This window comes from Vibrio splendidus (assembly GCF_024347615.1).
GTDB lineage: Bacteria > Pseudomonadota > Gammaproteobacteria > Enterobacterales > Vibrionaceae > Vibrio > Vibrio splendidus.
The window spans coordinates 82,589-108,216 of the sequence record NZ_AP025509.1; the positions used below are offsets into that span (position 1 = coordinate 82,589).

The 25,628-nt window shown below is 43.9% G+C and carries 24 protein-coding genes and 1 riboswitch; of the genes, 19 read left to right on the forward strand and 5 right to left on the reverse strand.

The genetic code is table 11. From position 1 onward, the window contains the following. The first annotated feature begins 173 nt into the window (after positions 1-173). Positions 174-1,268: a substrate-binding domain-containing protein gene (locus OCU90_RS17815; RefSeq protein ID WP_061023235.1), complete on the forward strand. Its 1,095-nt coding sequence runs from the start codon at positions 174-176 to the stop codon at positions 1,266-1,268. Next, complete coding sequence (luxQ, locus tag OCU90_RS17820; protein WP_061023236.1) at positions 1,268-3,838, forward strand: quorum-sensing autoinducer 2 sensor kinase/phosphatase LuxQ; 2,571 nt, start codon at positions 1,268-1,270, stop codon at positions 3,836-3,838. Before OCU90_RS17815 ends, luxQ begins: the two co-directional genes overlap by 1 nt. A gap of 61 nt (positions 3,839-3,899) precedes the next feature. Here the strand turns inward: luxQ and OCU90_RS17825 are convergent, their stop codons facing one another. Continuing rightward, entirely contained in the window at positions 3,900-4,559 is a 660-nt protein-coding gene (locus tag OCU90_RS17825) for a PilZ domain-containing protein (RefSeq protein WP_061023238.1), read from the reverse strand. Positions 4,560-4,753: 194 nt separating this feature from the next. Here OCU90_RS17825 and OCU90_RS17830 point away from each other — a divergent pair, with 194 nt between their 5' ends. Continuing rightward, positions 4,754-5,104, forward strand: a complete 351-nt coding sequence (locus OCU90_RS17830; RefSeq protein ID WP_017082477.1) for a HopJ type III effector protein — start codon at positions 4,754-4,756, stop codon at positions 5,102-5,104. A 116-nt stretch (positions 5,105-5,220) separates the two neighbouring features. Here the strand turns inward: OCU90_RS17830 and OCU90_RS17835 are convergent, their stop codons facing one another. Further along, entirely contained in the window at positions 5,221-5,529 is a 309-nt protein-coding gene (locus OCU90_RS17835; RefSeq protein ID WP_017079638.1) for a DUF1289 domain-containing protein, read from the reverse strand. Between the two features lie 159 nt (positions 5,530-5,688). On the opposite strand from OCU90_RS17835, the gene yegD reads away from it, so the two are divergent. The 4 genes from yegD to OCU90_RS17855 all read left to right on the forward strand — a co-directional run bounded on the left by yegD (position 5,689) and on the right by OCU90_RS17855 (position 10,357). Continuing rightward, positions 5,689-7,041, forward strand: a complete 1,353-nt coding sequence (yegD, locus tag OCU90_RS17840) for a molecular chaperone (protein ID WP_029224398.1) — start codon at positions 5,689-5,691, stop codon at positions 7,039-7,041. A gap of 492 nt (positions 7,042-7,533) precedes the next feature. Further along, on the forward strand, positions 7,534-8,592 hold the full coding sequence (locus OCU90_RS17845; RefSeq protein ID WP_017094678.1) for a porin: 1,059 nt from the start codon (positions 7,534-7,536) through the stop codon (positions 8,590-8,592). Positions 8,593-8,941: 349 nt separating this feature from the next. Beyond that, a complete protein-coding gene (locus OCU90_RS17850) occupies positions 8,942-9,574 on the forward strand; it encodes a fumarylacetoacetate hydrolase family protein (protein WP_061023239.1) in 633 nt (210 codons plus the stop codon). 150 nt (positions 9,575-9,724) lie between these two features. Next, entirely contained in the window at positions 9,725-10,357 is a 633-nt protein-coding gene (locus OCU90_RS17855) for a LysE family translocator (protein ID WP_004730073.1), read from the forward strand. 130 nt (positions 10,358-10,487) lie between these two features. Here the strand turns inward: OCU90_RS17855 and OCU90_RS17860 are convergent, their stop codons facing one another. Further along, positions 10,488-12,212, reverse strand: a complete 1,725-nt coding sequence (locus OCU90_RS17860; protein ID WP_061023242.1) for a phospho-sugar mutase — start codon at positions 12,210-12,212, stop codon at positions 10,488-10,490. A 519-nt stretch (positions 12,213-12,731) separates the two neighbouring features. Here OCU90_RS17860 and coxB point away from each other — a divergent pair. The 4 genes from coxB to OCU90_RS17880 are packed head-to-tail and all read left to right on the forward strand — an operon-like array spanning position 12,732 to position 17,237. After that, positions 12,732-13,970: a cytochrome c oxidase subunit II gene (gene coxB / locus OCU90_RS17865; RefSeq protein WP_061023245.1), complete on the forward strand. Its 1,239-nt coding sequence runs from the start codon at positions 12,732-12,734 to the stop codon at positions 13,968-13,970. After that, positions 13,967-15,628, forward strand: coding sequence for a cytochrome c oxidase subunit I (gene ctaD, locus OCU90_RS17870; protein ID WP_061023247.1), 1,662 nt, complete (start codon positions 13,967-13,969; stop codon positions 15,626-15,628). Before coxB ends, ctaD begins: the two co-directional genes overlap by 4 nt. An 11-nt stretch (positions 15,629-15,639) precedes the next feature. Next, positions 15,640-16,314 (forward strand): cytochrome c oxidase assembly protein, encoded by a 675-nt coding sequence (locus OCU90_RS17875; RefSeq protein WP_061023248.1) that lies wholly within the window; start codon positions 15,640-15,642, stop codon positions 16,312-16,314. A 38-nt stretch (positions 16,315-16,352) separates the two neighbouring features. Beyond that, positions 16,353-17,237 (forward strand): cytochrome c oxidase subunit 3, encoded by an 885-nt coding sequence (locus OCU90_RS17880; protein WP_061023250.1) that lies wholly within the window; start codon positions 16,353-16,355, stop codon positions 17,235-17,237. A gap of 19 nt (positions 17,238-17,256) precedes the next feature. Here OCU90_RS17880 and OCU90_RS17885 read toward each other — a convergent pair whose 3' ends face one another. After that, complete coding sequence (locus OCU90_RS17885; protein ID WP_081089978.1) at positions 17,257-17,487, reverse strand: DUF2909 family protein; 231 nt, start codon at positions 17,485-17,487, stop codon at positions 17,257-17,259. Between OCU90_RS17885 and OCU90_RS17890 the strand changes: the two genes are divergently transcribed. From OCU90_RS17890 to cyoE, 4 genes are all read left to right on the forward strand, one after another. Continuing rightward, complete coding sequence (locus tag OCU90_RS17890) at positions 17,426-18,322, forward strand: SURF1 family protein (RefSeq protein ID WP_240513398.1); 897 nt, start codon at positions 17,426-17,428, stop codon at positions 18,320-18,322. The two genes, OCU90_RS17885 and OCU90_RS17890, sit on opposite strands and share 62 nt — an antisense overlap. Continuing rightward, complete coding sequence (locus OCU90_RS17895; protein WP_061023251.1) at positions 18,315-18,923, forward strand: hypothetical protein; 609 nt, start codon at positions 18,315-18,317, stop codon at positions 18,921-18,923. The genes OCU90_RS17890 and OCU90_RS17895 overlap by 8 nt, the downstream gene beginning before the upstream one ends. A gap of 144 nt (positions 18,924-19,067) precedes the next feature. Then, positions 19,068-20,123 (forward strand): COX15/CtaA family protein, encoded by a 1,056-nt coding sequence (locus OCU90_RS17900; RefSeq protein ID WP_017094669.1) that lies wholly within the window; start codon positions 19,068-19,070, stop codon positions 20,121-20,123. After that, on the forward strand, positions 20,113-21,087 hold the full coding sequence (gene cyoE, locus OCU90_RS17905; protein WP_061023253.1) for a heme o synthase: 975 nt from the start codon (positions 20,113-20,115) through the stop codon (positions 21,085-21,087). The genes OCU90_RS17900 and cyoE overlap by 11 nt, the downstream gene beginning before the upstream one ends. 110 nt (positions 21,088-21,197) lie before the next feature. On the opposite strand, the gene gbpA is transcribed toward cyoE, so the two are convergent. Beyond that, positions 21,198-22,664 (reverse strand): N-acetylglucosamine-binding protein GbpA, encoded by a 1,467-nt coding sequence (gene gbpA / locus OCU90_RS17910; RefSeq protein WP_017085432.1) that lies wholly within the window; start codon positions 22,662-22,664, stop codon positions 21,198-21,200. 72 nt (positions 22,665-22,736) lie between these two features. Continuing rightward, positions 22,737-22,826, reverse strand: a riboswitch (cyclic di-GMP riboswitch). A gap of 323 nt (positions 22,827-23,149) precedes the next feature. On the opposite strand from gbpA, the gene OCU90_RS17915 reads away from it, so the two are divergent. The 4 genes from OCU90_RS17915 (at position 23,150) to aroG (ending at position 25,536) form a co-directional block, all read left to right on the forward strand. Then, positions 23,150-23,503, forward strand: coding sequence for a hypothetical protein (locus OCU90_RS17915; RefSeq protein ID WP_017066796.1), 354 nt, complete (start codon positions 23,150-23,152; stop codon positions 23,501-23,503). A gap of 93 nt (positions 23,504-23,596) precedes the next feature. After that, entirely contained in the window at positions 23,597-23,938 is a 342-nt protein-coding gene (locus OCU90_RS17920) for a hypothetical protein (protein ID WP_061023255.1), read from the forward strand. 12 nt (positions 23,939-23,950) lie between these two features. Continuing rightward, on the forward strand, positions 23,951-24,166 hold the full coding sequence (locus OCU90_RS17925) for a DUF3820 family protein (protein WP_004730103.1): 216 nt from the start codon (positions 23,951-23,953) through the stop codon (positions 24,164-24,166). A gap of 317 nt (positions 24,167-24,483) precedes the next feature. After that, on the forward strand, positions 24,484-25,536 hold the full coding sequence (aroG, locus tag OCU90_RS17930) for a 3-deoxy-7-phosphoheptulonate synthase AroG (protein WP_004730106.1): 1,053 nt from the start codon (positions 24,484-24,486) through the stop codon (positions 25,534-25,536). Positions 25,537-25,628 lie beyond the last annotated feature (92 nt).

The window sequence follows — 25,628 nt, forward strand, 5'->3', positions numbered from 1 at the left end:
CTTAATCTCCATTCCAAATTAACATATTGCTCATTTAGAATGTCGTTCTAATTAGTGTTAGACGCTATCATTTATCATCGTTGTCCTACATAATATCTCGTAGCCATACAAAGATATGGTGTCATGCTAGGTTAAAAAATGAGCCAAAGTAGCTCATATAAAACGAGAAAAATATGAAACGTTTACTGATGTTGTTGGGACTTGCCGTATTTTCTGCGTCCGCTCTTTCCCATGGTACCCATGTCCTCAATGGTTACTGGGAATACCAAGATTACCTTTCTAAATTTCCAGAGCAAAAAGCACTGACCGATAAAATGGTTGAGGCAGTGCAAAATCACCCCGTTCCGTTAAGAAAAATCCAAGATGAACCCATCACAATCTCTGTGGTGTATCCGGGACAACAGATCTCAGATTATTGGGTTCGCAATATTGAGGCTTTCGAGAAACGCCTCGATAAGTTGAGAATCAATTATCAAATAAATCAGGTGTTTACCCGGGTTAATGCCGATCTCACGCAAACAAGCATTTCATTGCAAGAAGCGATAGAGAACAAAACGGATTACTTGATTTTTACATTAGACACGACGCGCCACCGCAAGTTTATTGAGCACGTGTTGAGCTCTACTGACACCAAACTCATTCTGCAAAACATCACAACACCAGTGCGTGCTTGGGCTGATAGACAGCCGTTCATGTATGTGGGATTTGATCATGCGACAGGCAGTTTAAAATTGGCAAATTACTTTAAAGAAGTGAGCAAACCAGACAGCAAATATTCTGTGTTATATCGCTCAGAGGGCTACATCAGTGATGCTCGTGGAGATACCTTTATCCATGATGTGAACACCGATACGAAGTTTGATCTTAAGTCTTCGTTTTACACGAAATCAGACAAAGATAGTGGTTACCAAGCGGCTAAAATCAGCATTGCGAACGATAAGGACCTAGACTTTATCTATGCATGTGCAACCGATGTCGCTCTGGGCGCTGCGGAAGCCATTCGTGAATCTGGTCGAGATATCTTAGTTAATGGCTGGGGAGGCGGATCCGCTGAACTGGAAGCCATTGCAAAGGGCGATTTAGATGTCACAGTCATGCGTATGAATGACGATACCGGTATCGCTATGGCAGAGGCGATCAAGTGGGACCTAGCCGGATTGGAAGTTCCTACGGTTTACTCTGGTGAGTTTGAAGTTGTGACCAAAGATGATTCACCAGAACGTATTTCAGAACTTAAGCAGCGAGCATTTAGGTACTCAGGTCAATAATGAAGAAAAGCTACGCCAGTACACCTAGGAACACCTTAGCTAAACTCATTACACGTATCATTATTTTAGTGATAGGCGTGATGGCACTTGGCGTACTTATTCATAATTATGAAACCAGCAGTAATATCGTAAAGCAAGAGACGAATCGAACGGTCCAGCAAACCTCTAGCTTGATCCAAAATATGTTTGATTACCGTTTGTCGGTGCTGCAAATCCATCAAGACAGTAGCTCACATAGTGAAACACTCAGAGAGTATTTTGATACCCACAATGAAGAGGCTCTGAGTTATTTCTTTTTTGGTGTTGACCAAAGAGAGCCGGATCATGCGCCGGATCTTCGCTTTGTTTCTACTCATGACGGTCTGGCCTGGGAAGATGGCAACGGTCAGTTTTATGGATTGGATGAGTCCAACCTAAAACATATCTCTGATGAGGTTTCATTTAGTAGTAACTGGCATTTCATTAAAGTGATAACCGATATTGGTAAGCGTCATTTGTTGGCTCGCCGAACCCCTATTGTGGATAACAAAACAGGGGAGGTTCTTGGTCAGCTCTATATCGCGATCGTACTTGATAACAATTTCTCTCTGGCTGAGTCTATTCAGAAGGGCAGCAACTGCGAAAATATTGTTATCGAAGCGCACGGTACACCGGTTACGTCGACATTCAGTGGCGATGAAAGTTACACAATAACGGACATCCTCAACTACAAAATGTACGAGCAACTGCCTCGTCATTTCGTCACCATCGCGACCATTAAGATCAATGCCGTTGAAACGCCCCTTACCATTCGAGCTGTCCAAAAGAACACTAACTTCATTGCCTTAGAAGAGAACTATGAGCGTGCGATCATTGTTGTGATTGTGGTGATCATATTGATGTCTTTCTTTGCGAGAGCTTGGATTCAAAGAAAGGTGGCGGCTGAACTCGATAAGTTGATGGACTTTACTCGCTCAGCAAGTGACGGCGAAGAGTACAACAAGTTCGATGGCTCCAACATTTTCGAGTTTCATCATATTGGTTGCACCCTTGAGGATACTTTTGAACGTTTATCTGAACAGAACCAAAAATTCCAAGATCTCTTTAACTTTGCTCATTCACCTATCTTGGTTTGGTCTGATAAAGGTGACTTAATTCAGATGAACCCCGCTGCTCGTATGGCGCTATTTGACGCCGATGATAACTACGGAGCGGTGGCTCAAGAGTTTGAGCATCGCATGCTACCGAATATCCATATGGTGGTTCAAGGTTCAAAGCTGACGGGCATTAACGTTCCCATTGGTGAAAAGGTGTTTCGCTGGAACATGTCTGCTATTCGTGTGGAACATGGCATTACCGGTGTCGTGGTACAAGGCCAAGACATTACTAAGCTCATTGAAGCTGAGAGGCAGGCTGATCGAGCAAGAGAAGAAGCTGAGCACCTTGCGAATGTGCGGGCTGATTTCCTCGCAAAGATGAGCCATGAGATTCGTACACCGCTTAACGGTATTCTTGGTGTTTCTCAGTTGCTAAAGCGCTCTATACACAGTGAAGATAACCGTGAACAGGTGGATGTACTTTGTAATAGTGCGGAACATTTGCTGGCGGTACTTAACGATATCTTGGACTTCTCAAAGATAGAGCAGGGGCAGTTCAATATTCAAAAGAAAGACTTCCGCTTGGGGGAACTGGTTAATACATTAGACAGTATCTATCGTCCGCTTTGTGGCGATAAATCGATCGCATTTACTATTGTGAATCACTTGGCTGATGACATTGAAATAAACACCGACCAAGTGCGCCTGAATCAAATCATGTTTAACTTGGTGAGTAACGCTCTTAAGTTCACTCACCAAGGCGGTATTTCCGTTAGTTTTGAACTCGAAAGTATCTTTAACTCAGACCATGCGAGTTTGATCGTTCGAGTGAAAGATACCGGTATTGGTATTGATGAAAGCAAGATTGACGCTGTGTTTGAACCCTTTGTTCAAGCAGAAGAGACCACGACTCGTGAATATGGTGGGACAGGGCTGGGCCTAACGATTGTAAAAAATCTGATCGATATGCTGGAAGGGGACATTCAAGTCCGCAGTGAGATAAACCAAGGTTCGGAGTTCATTATAGAAATTCCAGTGGAAGTGCACTCTAAGCCGCTATTGGACATGAAGCAACAAGCCGATATCGAACCAGAGGCGTTGTTTAGTCGATCTTTGAACGTATTGCTGGTGGAAGACAATCACACCAATGCCTTTATTGCGCAGGCTTTCTGTAAAAAATATGGCATGGTAGTTACTTGGGCAAAAGATGGCTTAGAAGCGCTAGAAATGGCTAAGGCGACAACCTATGATCTTATTTTGATGGATAACCAACTTCCCAATCTTGGTGGCGTTGAAACTACTCAGCAACTTAGGAATGATATTGGCGTTACGGCCCCGATTTATGCGTGTACCGCGGATGCTCAAGCGTCGACAAGAGACAGCTTTATGGCTGCTGGGGCTAATTACGTGATTGTAAAACCCATTAAAGAAGAGTCGCTACACCATGCATTTGTTCATTTTAAAAACTCAAATTGGGATGTAACGAACTACTGATCTAAACCTTTGAAAGTGCGTTAGAACAAGTGCTGTGAATAAACTTTACTTGAACACGCATTTATACAAAGCCGGCAACAAATGCTTGCTCCAACAGCAGCGTTTTTAACTCGTCACTCATATCTAGGTGTTCAGGGAACTGAATGCCTAATAGCCAACCTTGGCCTTGTCTTTTTTTACTCACTACGTTGTAGACCAGTTCGTTATCTAAGTACTCAGTTAAGATAGAGTTTACTTGTATCTTCCAACCGACATCGATATCTGATTGCTGGGTAATATAGACGCCACAGCCTGAGACTGAAAAATCGACCAGAGTGGCATCTAATGACAAAGTATCAAAGGTAACTTCACAGCTGAGTCGTACCTTATATCTTTCGTGTTCACGGATAGGCTTGGTCGCAAAGCTTGAAGGCGGACGAAGGAAAATAAGGTGTGCTGGCGAGGTGATATGAGCCAGTACGTTGGTTTTAAACGCGACAATGTGTCCAAGTTCGGTGTCGGTGATGGCACGAACAATAATATCCACGTTGATGAGTTTTCTGAGTGTCAGTGCTTCTGTCGCTTTTTGTGACAGCTCAAGGACAAGGTATTGTTCTTCTTTGTGTCCGATATAGAGTGTACTGATCTGGATCGAGTCGTCTGGGCCAAATTCTAATACACCTGCTGTTTTTGTACCTGGTTTGAGGTATCTAAACAGTTCTAAGTTTTTATCTTTATGCATATTCGTTACTGAACAATGTTAATCGTCTGATAAAATAATATAACGTCCTGATAAAACTATGTCATTAGTTTCATTGAGGTAATTTGCAGTATTCGTTCAAAAAGTGAATCGCTGTCCCAAGTAAACAACGGCTTACTCTTGTCGTAAAACAAGATACACTGCTGACAGATATATACTTGATGGAGAAATAGTAAATGGAACTGGAAACCTTATTAAATACTCTGGCTGAAACCCCAGAAAGCGTACAATTTGAAGATACAATGCAAGTGATCGAAGCTCACTATGTTTTTGCGGAGAGTGAATTTCGCAATGGTGAAGTGGTGAATACCGCAGGGCAGAATAATGGTTCGTGTAAGATTTTTGCTTTTGGTTTAGAGCAAGGTTTATCAGCGGAGCAAACACTTGCTTGTTTTGGTCAATTTTATCGTAACGACGTGCTAGGCTTTCCAGAGAACACCGACCATCAAAATATTCGTAACTTCATGGTTCATGGTTGGAACGGTATACAGTTTTCTCAGCCTGCGCTGGTTGCAAAAACGAAGTAGGCACTAACCAAATAAATCTCAGTACTTTTGAAGCGAGAAGCAATCTCTCGCTTTTTTGTCTATGTTGAACCGGTACGTAACCTGCGGAATAGGTTCTAAACTACTGAACAGGTAACCTACTGAATAGGCAGTTCAGACAAGCATTTACGGCACAGACATACTCCAGCTTTTGGAATATCGCTAGTATCACGCTTTTCTAGCTCAAAACACCAACACGTCTCTTTACCCGCACTGATATCGCATTGAGCTGGCTCATTACACTGCGGACATTGGTGAGTCGAACTAACACCAGTAAGATTATCCATAACTGACGTTTGCTCTTCTTCAGATAAGCCTTTCCAGCCTATAATTTCATCCATTGTTCGAAAGCAGCCACTGCACATTCCGCCATTATTTTTACAAGCCGCTCGGCAAGGTGTTTTCATTTATCTAACCTGTGATTCATTTGGGCTGAAATGTAGCATATTTGTTTGCCTATTAAGAGCCGTTAGGCTAAGAAATTACTCAGTTAAATTTAGAAATGACCTCGTAATTTTTAGGCTTTTCATGTAGCATCTCGCCCCTTTTGTTGAGTGGGGGATATTATGTTTATTGGATTTGATTATGGAACAGCGAACTGTTCTGTCGCGGCTATGGTTGATGGAAAACCAAGCCTGTTACCGCTAGAAGGTAACAACCACTATATTCCCTCAACCGTGTTTGCGCCTACTCGTGAAAGTGTTTCTGAGCATCTATTTCGCCATTTGAATATCAAACCGAGTGATGCGGTTGGTGAGCAAGTGTTACGACGTGCTATTGCTTTGAATCGAGAAGAGAGTATTGATTTGGTGCCAGAAGATATGGCGTTTGGTCAGGCGGCGTTGGATCTTTACTTAGAAGACCCTCGCGATGTTTATTACGTAAAATCCCCTAAGTCTTTTCTTGGCGCAAGTGGGTTGCATGATGTTCAGGTGAGTTTCTTCGAAGATTTAGTGTGCGCCATGATGGCAAATATTAAACACCAAGCAGAACTCACGACTCAAGAGCAGATCAAACAAGCTGTTATCGGTCGACCAATTAACTTCCACGGTCGAGGTGGTGAAGAAGCAAACCGACAAGCTGAAGACATACTCTCACGCGCAGCTAAGCGTGCAGGCTTCCTTGATATCGCTTTTCAATTTGAACCAGTAGCCGCAGGCCTTGATTACGAAAGTACCCTGACTGAAAATCAAACGGTATTGGTTGTGGATATTGGCGGTGGTACCACCGATTGCTCATTGCTAGAAATGGGGCCAACTTGGTCGGGTAAAGCGGACCGAACCCAGAGCTTGTTAGCTCACAGCGGTCAAAGGGTAGGGGGTAATGACCTTGATATCTACCTTGCCTTCAAACAATTGATGTCACCTTTTGGTATGGGCAGCAAAGGCATTTCGGGTATCGATATGCCACTGACTCAATTCTGGAATCCAATTGCGATCAATAATGTCGAAGCTCAAAAGAACTTCTATTCTCGCGAAAACCTAGCGGCCTTGAAGTTACTTCGTAAAGAAGCTTCAGACCCTCAAAAGCTAGAGCGTTTGATGAGGGTTTATCATGACACTCTAGGCTATAGCATTGTACGCAGAGCGGAAGAAGCCAAGATTGCACTAGCAGAATCTTCTCAATATCGAGCCGCGATTAATGTTGCTTCTGAATTGGTCGAAGTGGACATTTCCGTTGAGCAGATGGTGGAAGCTATTGAATCGCCAAAGTCTAAGATGATTGAGTTGGTTAAAGAAGCCATGCAACAAGGCCAGAAAAAGCCAGACGTAATTTACATGACGGGTGGTTCAGCTCGTTCACCTATACTTCGTGAAGCCGTACAACAAGCATTGCCGAACGTACCGATCGTGAGCGGTAACTACTTCGGTTCAGTAACCTCAGGTTTAGCTCGTTGGGCTGAGGTTTGCTTCAAATAAGAGTCCAATGATGAGTTATGAAGGGCAACCAGTCGCTGATTGGTTGCCCTTTTTTTGTGTTTTCTCTAGTGAAATTTTAATTGAGCGATTTTTTCTAGCTTAAATCGAGAATTGTTTCACAAAGCTAAATATTTCAACTCACTTCATCATGTTACAAAATGTTTCAATGTCGAGGGTGTATCTCTCGATGGTCTGATGAGTGATTTATCAATTTGATTTTTAATGCTTATTTGTTGACTATAAAATCAAAAATATCCGAAGCTTTTGTCTAAAAAGATAAAAAAGATCACCAGTAATTATCTGCTTATCTTATTGTTTTAAAGTTATTTTTTTCTTTTTATAGTGCGATTTTTTTTATTTTATATATTTTAATGCAACTTTTTTGTCATTCGTATATTAGTGTTTGCCTACTTGTTAAATGCAGGTAACAACTTCTCCGTAAGCACGAGGTTGTTAGTGAATAACTCACCCAGTTACATAATGGATATGACAATGAATAAGAAACTTTTAGCGCTAGCAATTTCTGGTGCAGTATTTGGTACACAGGCAGTTGCTGTAGAACTTTACAACGAAGACGGCACAACATTCTCTGTTGGTGGTCACGTATCAGTTGCAGTTGGCGACGTAAACAGTGATGACCGCCTTAATAGCGATGACATCGGTGTTGAGTCTGTATCTCCACGTATCAACTTCGGTGCAACTCACGATCTTGGCAACGGTTTTACTGCTGACGCTAAAGGTGAATGGGCGCTAAACATGCTTGACGGTGGTGATGAGTCATTCACAACTCGTCTTGGCTACGTTGGTCTTTCTCACGACGATTACGGTCGTGCAGCAGTAGGTACTCAATGGGCACCTTACTACAACGTTGCTGGCGTAGCAGATATGCCAATCGCATTCGCGAATGACTTCATCTACGAAGATCACGGTAACCTAGGTACTGGTCGTGGTGAAGAGATGGTGAGCTACGGTAACGCTATCGATTTCGGTAACGCAGGTTCTCTAAGCGCAGCTGTTGCATGGCAAGGTCGTAAGGCAGACAAAATTTCAGCTACAGAAACAAACGAGTACGGAAACCGTGGCCAAATTGCTTTGAACTACGCTATTGCTGACTTCACAGCAAACTATGCTTTCAACAGCGGTGATGTTAATTACTCTGGTGTTCCTGGGTCAAAAACAGCTGATTCTCACGTATTAAGTGCAACTTACGGTTCATACGGCGCTGAAGGTCTTTACCTTGCTGGTGTATACGCAATGAACGGTTACATGAACTCATACAAAGGCGATGTTCTTGAAGAGACTGTAGCGATTGAATTACTAGCTTCTTACGCTCTTTCTAACAGCCTGAACTTAAGCGTTAACTACGAAGCAGTAGAAGACGACAAAATGAGTGAGACTGTGTACAGCACAACTGCTTTACAAGCTGAATACAACTTCACATCTCAGTTCGTAGGCTTTGCTGGTTACCAATTTGATCTACAGGGTTCTGGCTCTACTTACAAAGAAAAAGCTGATGACCAGTGGCTACTTGGTGCTCGTTACTACCTATAAGTCGCAGACTTATTTAGCATAGTGTTTACTCCTTAAGTTTACCTTTTAGGATACTGTCCTAGACACCATGCTAAGCCCTCTCCAGCCTTTTGGTTTGAGAGGGCTTCTTTCGTTTTAATGCTCTTCAAATTTAACTGCCTACTTTAGTTTCATTTTCTCTAATTTATGTAAGCCGATGACTCGATTTCTGGTGGGTAGGTCGAGATATACACCGATATTTACCTAAAAGTATTCAAATCAATGAATTGAGCTCAAGATCAGAATTTAGAGATCGGTAATCATCTTGTCGAAGACTCTCATTTTATGATGCGCTAAACTCTGCTCTCTAAAAATAGTTCAGGGATAAACTATGAGCAGCGTTGTAGAACAGAAACAATTGATGAATTCGAAACGAACAGCAACCCCAACAAAAGTACTGTGTGTTGGGCGTAACTATGTCGATCACATTGAAGAACTTAACAATGCGATCCCTGACTCTATGGTGGTTTTCAATAAGCCAAGCACCAGCGTTACTTCCTCTTTGTCTTCTTTTCATCAAGAAGCGCTGCACTACGAAGCAGAGATCTGTTTTATTGTTGAAAACGGTGAATATTCTGCAGTGGGATTCGGCTTAGACCTTACTAAGCGTGCGTTGCAAAGCAGTTTAAAAGCCAAAGGTTTACCTTGGGAGCGTGCCAAGGCCTTTGATGGTTCAGCTGTCTTTAGTCGCTTTGTTCCCGTTGATAATTTTGATCTCTCTGACTTAAACCTAGAATTATTTATTAACTGTGTCCGCGTTCAAAAGGGGCACGTTGAGCAGATGCTGTATTCTCCACAAACTATCCTAGAAGAGCTCTCTTCTTACACGACTGTGCTTGATGGCGATGTTGTAATGACAGGTACCCCAAAAGGTGTTGGTGAAGTGCATCGAGGTGATATTTTCCTTGGTCGCCTAAAGTGTGGCGAAACCACATTAATTGAGATCGAGTGGGTAGCAAGTTAAGTAGTCTTTTCTATTTGGTTAATAAATTTGCTTTATTGTTCATTGATGGTATTTAATTCGAATATTTTACTACCTTACAACCAATTGCATCTGGAAGGGTGTTAGTAATTGATATAAAATCCGCCTCCGTTTTTATCAATACTGAAACCCATGATCGACTTAGCCATCCTACCTGTTTACCTGACTGCCGTTGTTGCACTTCTCCTTTTGCCTGGCCCTGATATGTTACTCATCGCGAGTTCAAGTATGAGCTATGGCCGCAAGGTTGGTGTGTTTGCAAGTTTGGGTAACGCGACTTCTGGAATCATCCTGACAGTATTAGCAGCAATGGGTGTTTCAGCATTGATTGCGATGAGTCCAGTGGCTTTAAAAGCCCTTCATCTGTTAGGCGGCACCTACTTATTAAAAATGGGGTGGGATTGTCTTCGAACAGAGCAGGGCAATGCGCCTGAGTTAAGCGACAACTTTGCTGCAAAAGCCTACTATCAACGAGCATTGATTAGTAACCTGCTTAACCCTAAAGCGTTGGTTTTCTTTGTGATGTTCTTACCACAGTTTGTGTCGACGAATATTGAAGCGACTTCTGGTGAGCAGATGCTCGTTCTGGGTTTATTGTTGAATGTTCTCGGCTTAACATTCAACTTTTTGCTGGTGGCTTTAGTGGGTACGATTGGTAAGTCTCTCGTAGAGAATGCTAAGTTTCGTACCTATCAACAGAAAGTCATGGGCGGAGTCTTTATCGTGTTGGCTATCTGGATGTTGTCTTCTTTCTTTACTTCGTAGACGAATCAACCTAAACATCTTCTCGCGGTTAGCCGCTGAGACAAAAATGGACGCTTCGAGCGTCCATTTTTTATTCCTAGCAGTTACATATTGCACTTTATAGAACTGATGTTTTGAAAACGATGATTCACTAAGCGTTCAACTCTTGCTGGTGTTGTTCAATCAGTTTATTCATGTCTTCTTCACCGCGTAGGCGAGTGTCTTCGTATGTTTCTGTCCCTTCGAACTTTGTTACCGTCTCATAATAAACCTTAACTTTTGGTTCTGTGCCTGAAGGTCGGACGATAATGCGTGTGCCATCTTCTAGGTGATAGATGAGAACATCACTTGAAGGCAGGTTAATCGCTTCAGTATTGCCACCAATGACGAAGCGTAAAGAAGACTGCAGATCTTCAATCACAGAGATAGCAACACCGTTTATTGCTTTAGGTTGTGCCGCTCTGAGTTTAGAACCAATCGATGGTGAATCTGGGTCAAGAGCAATGCTTCGCTGCGCGTTGGTATGAACACCATGTTCAAATGAAATCTGAGCGAGAAGATCCCAAACCGTTCGGCCTTGAGATTTCAACTCTTCAACCAATTGAGCAAACACGACGATAGCAGACAGCCCATCTTTATCTCGTACTTGGGTACCAATTGTGTAGCCTAACGCTTCTTCATAGGCGAATAAGAACTCGTTCTGCTCATCTTCCAATTGCATGCCAATATTTGCCAGCCATTTAAAGCCCGTCAGCGTTTGGAAGTAAGTCGCCCCGTGCGATTGAGCCACTTTTTCAAGCAAGGTTGAAGATACGATGCTGTTACCAACTAGCTGATTTTTGGTATGCGGCTTCGACAACAAGTAATGCGCGAATAGCACACCGACTTGATCGCCTGTTAGCATTTTATAGGAAGCATCATCAGTTCTAGCTGTATCGTCAGTTCTAACCGCTACGGCAAATCGGTCTGCATCTGGATCATTGGCGCAAGCGATGTCAGCATCGACACTTTTTGCTAAGTTAACCACGAGATCCATTGCCCCTTTTTCTTCTGGATTCGGGAAGTTCACGGTTGGGAAGTTGCCATCAGGCTCTCTTTGTTCGGCCACACTGAAGACTTTGTGGAATCCAGCATCGTGAAGAAGATCTTCCGCCATTTTTGCACCCACCCCATGCATTGCCGTGTAGGTGATAGTGGTATTCGCCGATTCGATCTCTTTACTCACGTATGGGCTCTGATTGATCGCAGCACGGTACGTTTGATAATAACCCTCAGTTAACCACACCAGTTTACCTTGCGTTTCAGCATCACTTAGGCTCATTAATGGGATTGGCTTGGTTGAAGCAACATCGATTTCTCCGGCAATACCTGCATCGTGAGGGGGAATGATTTGAGCGCCATTCTCCCAGTAGACTTTGAACCCATTGTATTCCGGCGGGTTGTGGCTCGCCGTAACAACAACAGCGGCAGCCGCATTGAAATGCTCAATACCAAAAGCAGCGATAGGTGTTGCAGCGACATCGGAGGTTAGATACACCTTAATGCCCAAAGCGGTGAGCACAGAAGCCGTATCAATTGCGAATTGCTTTGAATCTAAACGCCCGTCATAACCCACAACGACGCCACGAATCGAGGCATTGGCAACATGTTCAATCAAGTAATGTCCAAGGCCTGTTGCCGTTTCTTGTATCACCAAACGGTTCATTCTATTTGGACCGCATCCTACTTTGCCTCTTAACCCTGCGGTTCCGAATTCTAATCGTTGAGTAAAGCGGTCTTCTAGTTCGTCGTGCATTCCCTCATCAATGAGGTGTTGAAGCTCTTCACGAGTTCTTGGGTCTGGGTCTCTCGCTAACCAGTTCATTGCATCTTGCATAATCACTAAACCTTTTAATGTCGGTATGACTTACTGTTGATTCAATTTAAGTGATATTGATTATCATTTCCATGAAAGCAATCGTAAAACTCAATATAAAGTAATTTATAACGGCGAGGGCGCGTGGATTAAGCCACTCTCAATAATTGACTGTTTAATAAGTAAACTTACCTTGAACAATTGGATATCACTAACTAGCCTTTTACATAAATATAACAAAATTTAACAAATTCGCCGTTTTTGAATCTTTCATGGAAACTTCCAACGCTTATGAGCCGTATTATATCTTAGGTTGAGATGAGGTCAGCAGGCCGTTTACTGGCTAGTTCCATGTGAGTGGTAGATTGAGATTCAGCCTTTCATGTGCAGCTGGAATAACAATGAATGTTGTTCAGATCGCAATGACATATAGCTCGTAATGAAATACAGCTCGCAACGAAATACAGCTCGTAATGAAACACAGCTCGCAACGACATTTAGGTCGCAAGTATCCAATTAGGAAGGATAAGGAGAGATCTTTTGAAAAGATTACTGGTTAGGCTAGGGTGGCTTTTGAAAAGTTTTGTTATGGTTTTGGTATCGCCTTTGGTGCATGCCAGCACTGAATACAATATGACTCAAGGTGTCACTGAGATCAGCGGTAAGGTATACGAACTTCATATGCTGATCTTCTACATCTGCTGTGCGATTGCCTTTGTTGTTTTTGGAGTGATGTTCTATTCGATTTTGAGGCACAGGAAATCGAAGGGCGCAGTTGCTGCCCATTTTCACGAAAGCACGAAAGTCGAAATTCTTTGGACCATCATCCCTATTATTATCCTCATCGCTATGGCGATACCCGCCACCAAAACTTTGATAGCGATGGAAGACACCTCCCAATCAGATCTGACCGTTAAAATCACTGGTTCACAATGGAAATGGCATTACAGCTATTTTGGTGAAGACGTCGAATTTTTCAGCCTTCTAGCGACCAGTGATAAAGAGATTGAAGGAATTGAAGTGAAAGGCGCGCATTACCTGCTAGAAGTTGATAAGCCGCTTGTACTGCCTGTTGACCGTAAAGTCCGTTTCTTGATGACTTCCGACGATGTGATTCACTCATGGTGGGTGCCAGCATTCGCCGTTAAGAAAGATACCATTCCGGGTTTTATTAATGAGGCTTGGACAAAGATAGATGAGCCCGGTGTCTACCGAGGGCAGTGTGCAGAGTTGTGTGGCCGCGCTCATGGTTTCATGCCGATAGTGGTGCATGCCATGGAAGAAGACGATTTTGACGCATGGCTAGCAGAACAAAAAGAGTTGGCGATAGCCGAACAACAAGCCGCGAAAGATGCATTAGATGCGTCACTTTCTTTGGAAGAGTTGAATACCATCGGTGAAGAGGTTTACAAAACTCGATGTGCGGTTTGTCACCAAGCAAACGGTGAAGGCATTCCCGGAGCATTCCCTGCCATCAAAGGAAGTCCTATTGCCCTTGGTGATGTCGATGTTCATATCGACACCATTGTTTATGGTCGTGGCGGAACGGCGATGCAAGCATTCGATAATCAGTTAACCGAGAAAGAGATCGCAGCGGTAGTGACTTATCAACGAAATGCTTGGGGTAATGACACCGGCGATATTGTTCAGGCTTCAGATGTGAACGCTTATAAGGCCAAGCAAGAAGGCGGAGCTCAAGCACCTGACGAACAAGGTTCAACGGATGAAACGCAAGGCTCAACGGATGAAGCACAAAATGATGCTAAGGAGCAGTTATGAGTTCACCAATCAATAAGCCGGTGAAATCGGCTCCTGCAGAAGACCAAGTTCTGATCCATTCTGCGGAAGGTACGCTGGGCAATGATGATTTGCCTGTTGACGATCACGATTCACATGCGGCACCTAAAGGCTGGGCGCGTTGGCTTTACTCAACCAATCATAAAGACATCGGTACACTTTATCTGTGGTTCAGTTTTGCGATGTTCTTAACGGGTGGTGCCATGGCAATGGTGATCCGTGCTGAGCTATTCCAACCCGGGTTACAACTTGTTGAGCCAGATTTCTTCAATCAGATGACTACAGTCCATGGTTTAATCATGGTATTCGGTGCCGTGATGCCAGCATTTACGGGCTTGGCTAACTGGATGATCCCGATGATGATCGGAGCTCCAGATATGGCGTTGCCGAGAATGAACAACCTCAGTTTCTGGATCTTGCCTTTTGCGTTTCTAATCTTGATCGGATCTTTGTTTACTGAGGGAGGCGGCCCAAGTTTTGGTTGGACCTTCTACGCGCCACTCTCGACAACTTATGGTCCAGACAGTACCGCGCTATTCGTATTCTCAGTTCATATTATGGGGATCAGTTCGATCATGGGGGCGATTAACGTCATCGTAACCATAGTGAACATGCGCGCACCGGGTATGACTTGGTTCAAGCTACCGATGTTCGTATGGACATGGTTAATTACCGCTTTCTTACTGATAGCCGTGATGCCCGTGCTCGCGGGTGCGGTGACCATGGTGCTGACCGACAAATACTTTGGGACGAGCTTCTTTGATGCCGCAGGTGGTGGGGACCCGGTGATGTTCCAGCACATATTCTGGTTCTTTGGGCACCCCGAAGTGTACATCATGATCTTGCCGTCTTTTGGTATTGTCTCGGCGATCATTCCTGCATTCAGTGGTAAGCGTCTGTTTGGTTACCACTCGATGGTGTACGCGACCTGTAGTATCGCACTGTTGTCATTCTTGGTTTGGGCGCACCACATGTTCACCACGGGTATGCCAGTATTTGCCGAATTGTTCTTCATGTATTGCACCATGTTGATCGCTGTGCCGACCGGTGTGAAAGTCTTCAACTGGGTCGCGACCATGTGGCGAGGGGCTTTGACTTTTGAAACTCCAATGCTGTTTGCGATTGCCTTTATAGTTCTGTTTACGATTGGTGGGTTATCCGGATTGATGCTCGCTATCGTGCCAGCTGATTTCCAATACCACGATACCTACTTTGTTGTGGCTCATTTCCACTATGTTCTGGTGACAGGTGCTGTGTTCTCAATTATGGCCGCCGCCTATTACTGGCTGCCGAAATGGACTGGGCATATGTACGACCACAAGCTCAGTCTGTGGCATTTCTGGACGTCGGTAATTTCAGTCAATGTACTGTTCTTCCCGATGCACTTTTTAGGACTAGCGGGCATGCCGCGTCGTATTCCTGATTACGCGATTCAGTTCGCCGACGTTAACCAAGTGGTGTCGATTGGTGGTTTTGCCTTTGGGTTGTCTCAGCTGATTTTCTTATGGCTAGCGATTAAGTGCGTAAGAGGCGGAGAGCCTGCACCAAGCAAGCCTTGGGACAGAGCTGAAGGACTTGAGTGGACAGTACCAAGCCCTGCGCCTCACCACACCTTTACTCATCCACCTAAAGTGGATTAGAGGGATGAGCTATGAGTGATAAGCAAAGCGATCCCAATCAAGATAAAAAGCAACCAAAGCGCCTGTCTAATAAGCGATCGACTAAAAAGCTGACGGGCTACTTGGTGTTGAGTGTAGTTGCGATGTTTGGCTTCGGTTTCGCTTTGGTGCCGCTCTACGATGTGATGTGTGAGGCTTTAGGGATCAATGGTAAAACCAATACCGTTTCCGCAGTTCAACCTCAGGGAATGCAGCCTGACTACTCTCGTACGGTTCGAGTTGAATTCATGTCCCACATCAAGCCAGATATGCCATGGCAGTTTGCGCCTGAGGTTCGAGTGTTAGAGGTTCATCCTGGTGAGGTGGTTCAAACTAACTACATTGCCAAAAACCTCTCTGGAGCCTCATTGGTTGGCCAAGCCGTACCATCAGTTTCTCCAGGTATGGGAGCAACTTACTTCAATAAGATGGAATGCTTTTGCTTTAATCAGCAGCCATTGGACGGGCACAAGAGCGCAGAAATGGGTTTGATATTTTACATTGAGCTAGATATTCCAGAATCGATACATACGCTTACACTCTCTTATACGCTGTTTAACATTACGAGTCAGGTGAGTGGAGAGGCAAGTAAGCCTGAAGTGAGCACATCAACATTGAACACACTACAATCGGGTTCACCAAAAGCGAGCACACTCGCAAGTAATTAAGAAATTACAGAACCAGTATCAACATAAGGAGTTGAGCGATGAGTTCTAAAAAGGAAGTTTATTTCGTTCCACACCAAAGCCACTGGCCATTGGTGGGTGCCGTAGCACTGTTTTTGGTCGCGGTTGGCGCTGGCTTGACGGTGCAAAATATGGGCACCGACGCTGCTGGCGGCGTGTTTGGAAAAGCAGTTCTGTTAGTCGGATTTTGTGTGTTGCTTTACATGCTCGCAGGATGGTTTAGTAATGTGATCACGGAATCATTAAGTGGCGTTTATTCTGAGCAAATATCCCGCTCCTTTAGGCAAGGCATGAGTTGGTTCATCTTCTCTGAGATCATGTTCTTCGGCGCTTTCTTTGGCGCGCTTTTCTATGCTCGAATGATTTCTGTCCCTTGGATTGGCGGTGCGGGCAACAATGAAATGACCCATGAAGTGTTGTGGCCGATGTTTCAATCAATGTGGCCGTTAACGACGACACCTGATGGCGTGACGACAGAAGCGATGTCTTGGCAAGGTATCCCGCTTAAGAACACTATTATCCTGCTGCTTTCCTCTGTGGCGCTGCACATGGCACATATTAGTCTTGAACAAAATAAGCGTATGGCTTTGATCGTGTGGCTAGAGATAACCATCGTTCTGGCTGGCTTCTTCCTGTTCTTCCAAGTTGAAGAGTACCTTCATGCTTATCAAGAGATGGGGCTGACACTTCAATCCGGTATCTATGGCAATACCTTCTTCTTATTGACCGGATTCCATGGTTTGCATGTCTGTTTGGGAACGATTTTTTTGATTGTGTTACTGGCAAGAGTTGCGAAAGACCACTTCACTCCGAAAGACCACTTTGCGTTCCAAGCGGGCAGTTGGTATTGGCACTTTGTTGATGTGGTTTGGTTAGGGCTGTTTGTGTTTGTTTATGTGCTTTAACGGTTGAGCCTATAGGGGATTAATAGGGGCGAGGGTTGGGAGTTATCACTCCTGATCCCAAAGCAAGTAATAAAAGTAGCACGGCAACGGCTGACCACATGACACGACGCCCCAAGAAGTGACTGAGCCTTTTTCCATTGTGTTTGCCCGAGGCGATTTGGATTAGACCTTTCATCAAATTGAAAGCGATGAAGAACAGCAAAGCGACCAACACAATTTTAAACAACAACACAAAGGTAGATGACGCCATAGTGATAACTCCAAACCGATTGATTGATGATGAACACAAGTTCCGCAGTAAAGGTTTTTGGATAGCGGTTGTTTTAACTGTGGTTTCAGTCGGCATTTTAATCAAGTTGGGTTTGTGGCAGTTAGAGCGTGGTAACGAGAAATTGCGTTATGAACAACAGCTATCAGAAAGAGCGCAGCAATCGCCTAGGTCATTGGACACGGTTATCTCTGAATGGAAGGACTCGCGTATACAAGCGCAAGGTGCATCTGAACAGCAGTTTTTAAATGGTTTGAAGGTTGATGTGGAATTGGAAACACCAAGTGGTTTAGTGGTCTTGTTAGACAATCAGGTTAACCAAGGAGCTGTGGGGTATGTGATTTACATGTTGGGTGAGGTTCGCTTTAAAGATGAAAACGAGTCTTTAGTGGCCGAAAAGCAGTTATTGATCGATCTGGGGTTCGTTGCGGCAAGTAATGACAGAAGAGAGCTTCCACAACTAGGAAACATCACACTACCAACCAATATGTCAGGGCGTTTGTACACTCGTTCAGTGAATCCTCTAAGTCATGAGCTGGGTTTAGAAAACACAATGCCTAAAAGAATTCAAAACATCAACATAACAGCGTTATCAGAGTACACAGGACAAGCCGTTTTACCCTTTGTCTTCCAACCGCAAAGCTTAGAATCGTGGCCTTATGAGTTGTTATGGCGACCGACGGCAATGAAATCTGAGAAGCACTTCGGTTACTCATTTCAATGGTTTGTAATGGCAGCGGTACTTTTGTTTTTGATGTTGTTAATTGGCTATCGGTACCTAAAAGCGACACCTATCACGGAGAACAACGATGGATAAGTCTCAAGCACAAGTGAACAGGGAAAGTACCGAGGCAAACATGGCTGAGCTTAGAAGCCGTCGTACTAAGGGACGTTTGGTATTAATCGGACTCGTTTTAATTTTCGCTTTGCCTGCGATTATCGCCAAAACAGTGTTGGATCAGAATTGGTATACATCAGGTGTCACTAACTCAGGCGAATTGGTCGAACCAAGAATTACACTAGCGGATTTCGGCGTAACGGTACCCATGGCAGGAGAGGGTTGGGTTGTGGGTTATATCGCACCGATGGAGTGCGAAAGCTTGTGTGAACAACAACTCCATTATTTGAATCAAAGCTACTTAGCGTTAGGGAAAAACAAAGAGCGAGTGACCGCCGTTGTTTTCGTCTCAGAAGGTAACTCGTTGTCGGGTTCGCTCAACAAGCCTGATTTATCTTTGTTAGCTGGTGGTGATCAATTAAGTACCGAGTTTTCGCCGGCTTCCATTGTCATTATTGACCCACTCGGACAATTGGTTATGGAATACAAAAGCGTTTCTGATCCTTCGCAGCTAGTCAGCCAATCTAAAGGCATGATTCATGATCTAAGAAAGCTGCTTAAGCTGTCACGAGTTGGGTAGTTAATCAGCTTAAGTTGATAAGCTTGAGTTGATGAGCTTGAGTTGATGAGCTTGAGTTAATGAGCTTGAGTTAATGAGCTTTAGCATATTGCGTTAATGCTGAGTGTTGTTAGCGAAAAGGGAATAAGTATAGGGAGATAAACGATGCAGAATAAAGCCCCTGATTTACTCATGCACATGATGAGATTAACTATCTTGTTAACCCTTACCGTGATTGTGCTCGGCGCTTATACACGCTTGTCTGATGCTGGCCTTGGTTGTCCTGATTGGCCTGGGTGCTATGGAAAGATCACCGTTCCCTCGAATACCCAAGCCGTTAATCAAGCCAATCTACAATTTCCAGAACGAGCTCTCGAAGCAGACAAAGCTTGGATTGAGATGATCCATCGCTACTTTGCAGGAACATTAGGGCTGCTTATCTTTGTCGTTGTTGCTTGGTGTATTAAAAAGAATATAACAACTGCTGGTCTTCCGTTACTTATCTCTGCAACCGTGATATTTCAGGCTTTGCTTGGAATGTGGACGGTGACTCTCAAGTTGATGCCCGTTGTGGTTATGGCGCATTTGATGGGGGGCTTCACGTTGCTGTCACTGTTGTGTCTGCTCTACTGTCGTTTGTCTCATTTCCAAAGCCGTTTTGGTGAGGCTACCTATTCTTCACCACTTAAAGTCTCGGCACTATTCGGATTACTCATTGTAGTCGGGCAGATACTGCTTGGTGGCTGGACATCGTCTAATTATGCCGCTCTGGTGTGTACCCAATTACCTATCTGCGAAGGGAACTGGACAAGCTATTTAGATTTCAAGAATGCGTTCGACTTTGCTCAACATGGACACGATAACTATGAGTTTGGTGTGTTGGAATATCCCGCAAGACTTACCATCCATGTCATGCACAGGTTCGGGGCTATTGTGGCGACGTTAACGGTGCTGATGATCGTGTACAAGCTATGGAAATTTGGCCAAGCGCCTCACCAAAAGCTGAGCGTGATTGTCGCAATAGTCTTGTTTACTCAAATCAGCCTTGGGATCAGTAATGTATGGTTTCATCTGCCAATTTCAGTTGCGGTTTTGCATAACCTAGTCGCAGCGATGTTGCTCATCAGCATGGTTGTAACCAATTTTGTCGTGTGGCAACGCAAACCAAGTCAGAGCTTGGTGAAAAACAATGTATTACAAGGAGGTAATCATGGTCAGTAGAACGTCAACACAGTATGAAGTGGTGGCTCAAGACGCAGCCTTAGCTCATAAGATAGCAGCCAACAATGACATAGCTTTAAGTCACGAAATTGCTATAAAAAACAAAGCCACTTGGAAAGTTTATTTAACGTTGACCAAGCCTAAAGTGGTGGCTTTGATGTTGCTGACGGCATTGGTTGGGATGTGCTTGGCCGTGCCGAATGGATTGCCTTTGCAACAAACTGTGTTCGGGATGATTGGGATAGGGTTAATGGCAGGTTCAGCGGCTGCATTTAACCATTTGATCGATAAAAAGATCGACGGTCAGATGACTCGAACAAATCGACGTCCTTTACCATCCGGTGAACTGAGTAGTGTGCGTGTGTTCAGCTTTGCCGCGGGTATCGGCTTACTTGGGTTTGCCACGTTAATGGTGTGGGTCAATCAACTCACCGCTTGGTTAACCTTTGCAAGCTTGTTGGGTTACGCAGTGATTTATACCATGTACTTAAAACGAGCGACGCCACAAAACATTGTGATCGCAGGGATCGCAGGCGCAATGCCACCTCTACTGGGCTGGACGGCAGTCACCAACGAGCTTCATTCAAATGCTTGGTTGTTGGTGATGATCATCTTTATTTGGACACCTCCGCACTTCTGGGCGTTGGCAATTCATCGTCGTGATGAGTATGCCAAAGTGAATATTCCCATGTTGCCCGTGACCCACGGAATCGAATACACCAAGACTTCAATTTTGCTGTATACATTGTTGTTAAGCATCGTGTGTGTGTTACCAGTATTAGTTGGCATGAGCAGTTGGATATATCTGAGCGCGTCTTTGGTGCTCAACGGTGGGTTTGTCTATCACGCGTGGGTTCTGAAATATCGTGATGAACCTAATATGGCGATGAAGACCTTTAAGTTCTCCATCTATCATCTCATGATCTTGTTTGTGGCTCTGTTGGCAGACCACTATCTACTTTGATAACCGCATTTCTGCTGTTGCTGAATAAGAAAACGGATGCTCTGGGCATCCGTTTTTGTTTGGCTAATTACACAAGCTCACATACTTGAAAGTAAGTAACTCGCTAACAATTAGTCCACTTTGTTCCATGCATCTTGCCAGTGTGAACCGACACCTGGTTCGTACTGAGTTGCTGTTGGAGCCCATTGAACACAGTAGCCAGAGTATGGGAACTCTTTACACTGATAAACGCCACCATCGCTGCTCAGAACCTTTGTTCCTGCTGTGTAAGACTCAATGCTTTCTGGGAACACGAAGTCGTAGTCGCCTGCTGGTGGCGGTGTTTGCTCGTCCATTAGGTGGAAATCAAGCGTGTTCTGATCCACTAAGTTACCTTGGTCATCTTTCGTCACAACCACAAGCATGTGGTGGCCAGCTTCAGACTTAGACAGAGTCAGCTGAACACCTTCAGCTTGTCCGTCTGTTAACTCAGACTTCTGAGATGCAAGTGCTTCACGATGATGGTTGTACACAGTCAATTCAGCTTGAATATCGCCTGTTGCTGCTAGCGTAAGGTCAAGCTGAGTAGGTTGGCTCTCATCGATAATGTACTCTGACTCTAGACCTGTTACTTCTAGCTCATGCTCCGGTTCTGGAGTATCAATCTTGTAGCCGATTTCTACACTGTTAAAGCCAGAGCCCGCTTTTAGATAAACAGGGTTAGTGCCGTAAACGGGGGCGAAATCACCTTGGTCGTTTAATTGACCTGCTTTGATTTGCGTCTGCTCTTGATTGATTTTAGAAGAAAGAGCGTAAGACCAGTTATTGGCTTTGCCTTGCTCAGTACTTTCAATCACAAGCTCAGTGCTGTATGAGGCGTTTTCACCGGATTGGTCGAATACGCGAGTATAAACAGCATCACCAACATTCAGGTCTTGTGTTGGGTTGATTTGACCGCCTTGATCCCAATCCGGGATGATAGGGCCGTCGCCATCAAACTTCACATCGATAACGTTGTAGAAAGCCATTGCAGTATCACCCACATCCCATACCGCAAGGATCACTTGATAACCTTCGCGTTCTGGCACATTACACAAGTGGCTGACTTGCATCGGTGGTTGTTCTCCATTTCCTTCAACAACACAGAATGGCGTTAAGTCAAAAGAACTGCGTGCCAAAGGCTGGTTTGGGTTCCAGTCTGGTTGAGTAATGTAGTATTTCCAGTCGTGAGTCTTGTGATTAGCAGTGAACGTCCACTCGAAGTATTGAGAACCAGACTTGATCGGGCGTTTAACCCAGCGATCGGCTGTCTGCTCGTCCAGCGCTGCCGCTAAAGATGATTGCGCGCTGGCGATTTTTCCATCTGCAGGGCCGACTTCAGGGAAGCCTTCAGGGCCTTCCACACTCTGTGGCTCATATTGGATACCACCGCAGTTGGTGTTTTTTTGTTGTGTATCACTCGCTGGGAACTTACATAGGGCGACACGACTCTCAGCAACGCCATTATTGTATGCCGAAACATAACCGTGACCGAAGCTTGCTCCACTTACGCTAAGTAGCGATAGTGCGATGAGCGATTTTTTTGGGAGTTGTTTCATTATTTGTCCTTACTGTATTTGGCCGACAAAAAAGAGAACACTCCAGCATGCATTGACACTTAAATCCTATTAAGTGGCGGCCCCGCTATCATAGACAGAATAATTGTCGACAGACCGGTGGCTTTGCGTCCTATTCTTTCAAATAGTTTGCCAGAAGTGCGTTTGAGCAAGCGAAATGTAGCCAACCAGTTTTATAAATGCGAATCAATAGATTGAAATGTGGAATGCCAATCTCGAACTTTTAATTCTTAATACAAATTAACTTGCTATATGTTTGGTTCGATAATGTATAAATTATTGATATAAATGAAGAAAGTATTTACTCTAATCGCTTTTGTGAATGTTTTTCGATTGTGATGTTTTGTTCTACACGACAATTGCGCGCATATCAAAACCAAACCTTTGGTTTCCACTAACCAAACCCTGACATGCTATGTATGAAAAGCCGGACAATTGATTGGTATGAATTATATAAAGGAGTCGGTATGGAATTCACAGAACTAGATAGAGACGCGTTATATCAAACGTGGATGTCACAAAAATCGAGAATGCGTATTACGCAGATGGAGTTTTCAAAAAAGCTTGGAATGAACCAGCTTGATTTCTCTAGAGTGCTAAGAGGCGAGACGCCATTAACTATGTCTTTCGTTAGTCACTTTTGTCGTTTACTTCATTTAGAGCCTAGGAATGTGTTTCCTTCACTTAAAGAAGGTAATGAGTCAGGGCCAAAAGTGGTCTACCTGAAAAGTAGAATGAGCGTTGATGGTGAGATCCAAAATGCTTATATCGAAGGAAATCAGGTAATCGTAGAGTATGCACACACCGTTCAGCATGATTAATTTTAAAGCTAGCTCTGAGTTTTAACTCCCCTTTTCTACAAACTTTTCATATAAGGTATGACTTACTCAATTAAATTCCTTAATTTTAACTAAGTGCGTAATGAAACCTCTAAAAGCTTTTTGTTTGTTGCAACCAGCATCTTCTTGTTTGGTTGTGCAGGCGGCTCAATTAAAACCGCAACTAAATTCACCAGTTATAAAGATTTTCAGCCAGGCCCTGACGGAGGTGTTGACTTAGTTTGGGCAAGGATTGGGCTACGTGATGCGCAGCGATTGAAATCCAAGTTAGACGACTATGACTCTGTTGTGATCGACCGAGAAGCAGGCAACAAAGACTTTTCAACTATGATTGATTCGCTAGATGATGCCAAAGATGCGATCAACTATTGGGTTGAACGTTTAGGTGATACTCTACAGAATATTGATGATGCTTAGAAAGAGCCTGTAATGCTAGAGAAAGAGAACCTGATTAAACTTGCTAGAATGCAAATGCCATTTGGTAAATACGCTGGTCGTACGTTGATTGACTTGCCTGAAGAATATTTGCTGTGGTTCGACAAAAAAGGGTTCCCCTCTGGTGAGCTAGGTGACTTATTAAAACTGTGCCTTGCTCTGAAAATTGAAGGGCTTGATAGCGTTGTCAAACCATTGAAAAGAATGTAGTTGAATAGAGAGCTTGCGTTAATCACGTGAGCTTTTTTTGTTTTCAAGTGCTACACAATGCTACATGTATGCTGAAGCTTGAAGAATAGCTGCTCTCTTGTCTTCCTTGAAATTACGCAATCGATAGCGTGTAAATAATGCTATACAGGGTGTTTCTAATATAAAACACAAAAAAAATTGCGTTTATTTTCAATTAGTGATTGAAACTAGGGTTTTTACTAGTTAAGTTACAAGGAACAAGAAGATTAGTGCTGAAAGAAAGTTACGTGAGACAACGTACATTCAGCTCAAGGATAGAAAAAAGGAAGAAGTAAGCAATGTTCCAGACTGATGATGTAAGAATTAACAAAGTAAAAGAGTTATTACCACCTGTTGCTGTTTTAGAAAAGTTTCCAGCGACAGAAGTTGCTTCTTCTACAACCTTTGAAAGCCGCAAAGCGATCCACAATATTTTAGAAGAAAGCGACGACCGCTTGCTTGTTATTGTTGGCCCATGTTCTATTCATGATACAGAAGCCGCTCTTGAGTACGGCAAGCGTTTGAAAGTGTTGCGCGACGAACTTGGCGATAACCTTGAAATCGTAATGCGTGTTTACTTTGAAAAGCCACGTACAACCGTTGGTTGGAAAGGTCTAATCAATGACCCGTACATGAACGACACGTTCAAGCTAAATGATGGTCTTCGTCTTGGACGTAAGCTACTGCTTGACCTAACTGATATGGGAATGCCGACGGCAAGTGAATTCCTAGATATGATCACGCCTCAATACGTTGCTGACTTAATCAGCTGGGGCGCAATTGGCGCACGTACGACAGAATCTCAGGTTCACCGTGAACTGGCTTCTGGCCTATCTTGCCCAGTTGGATTTAAGAATGGTACTGATGGCAACATCAAGATCGCAACAGACGCTATTCGTTCGGCAAGCGCTTCGCACCACTTCTTATCTGTAACTAAGTACGGACACTCAGCAATTATTGAAACAGTGGGTAACCCTGACTGTCATATCATTTTACGTGGCGGTAAAGAGCCAAACTACAGCGCTGAGCATGTAGGTAAAATCAAAGAAGAACTAGCTGCGTCAGGTCTTCCACAAAAGGTAATGATTGATTTCAGCCACGCAAATAGCTCTAAGCAGTTTAAGCGTCAAATGAATGTATCTGATGACGTTAGTGCTCAAATCTCTGGTGGCGACAAAGCTATCTTTGGTGTGATGATTGAATCTCACCTTGTTGAAGGTCGCCAAGATCTTGTTGATGGTAAAGCTGCAACTTACGGCCAATCTGTTACTGATGCATGTATTGGTTGGGCAGATACTGAAACAGTACTTCGCCAGTTGGCAGACGCTGTTGAAGCTCGCCGCAACAAGTAATCTAATCATTATAGCCAGTCACTAAACGACTGAAAATTCAAAGCCCTTATTAGCAATCGCTAGTAAGGGCTTTTTTGTGGTTCTTAGTTGTA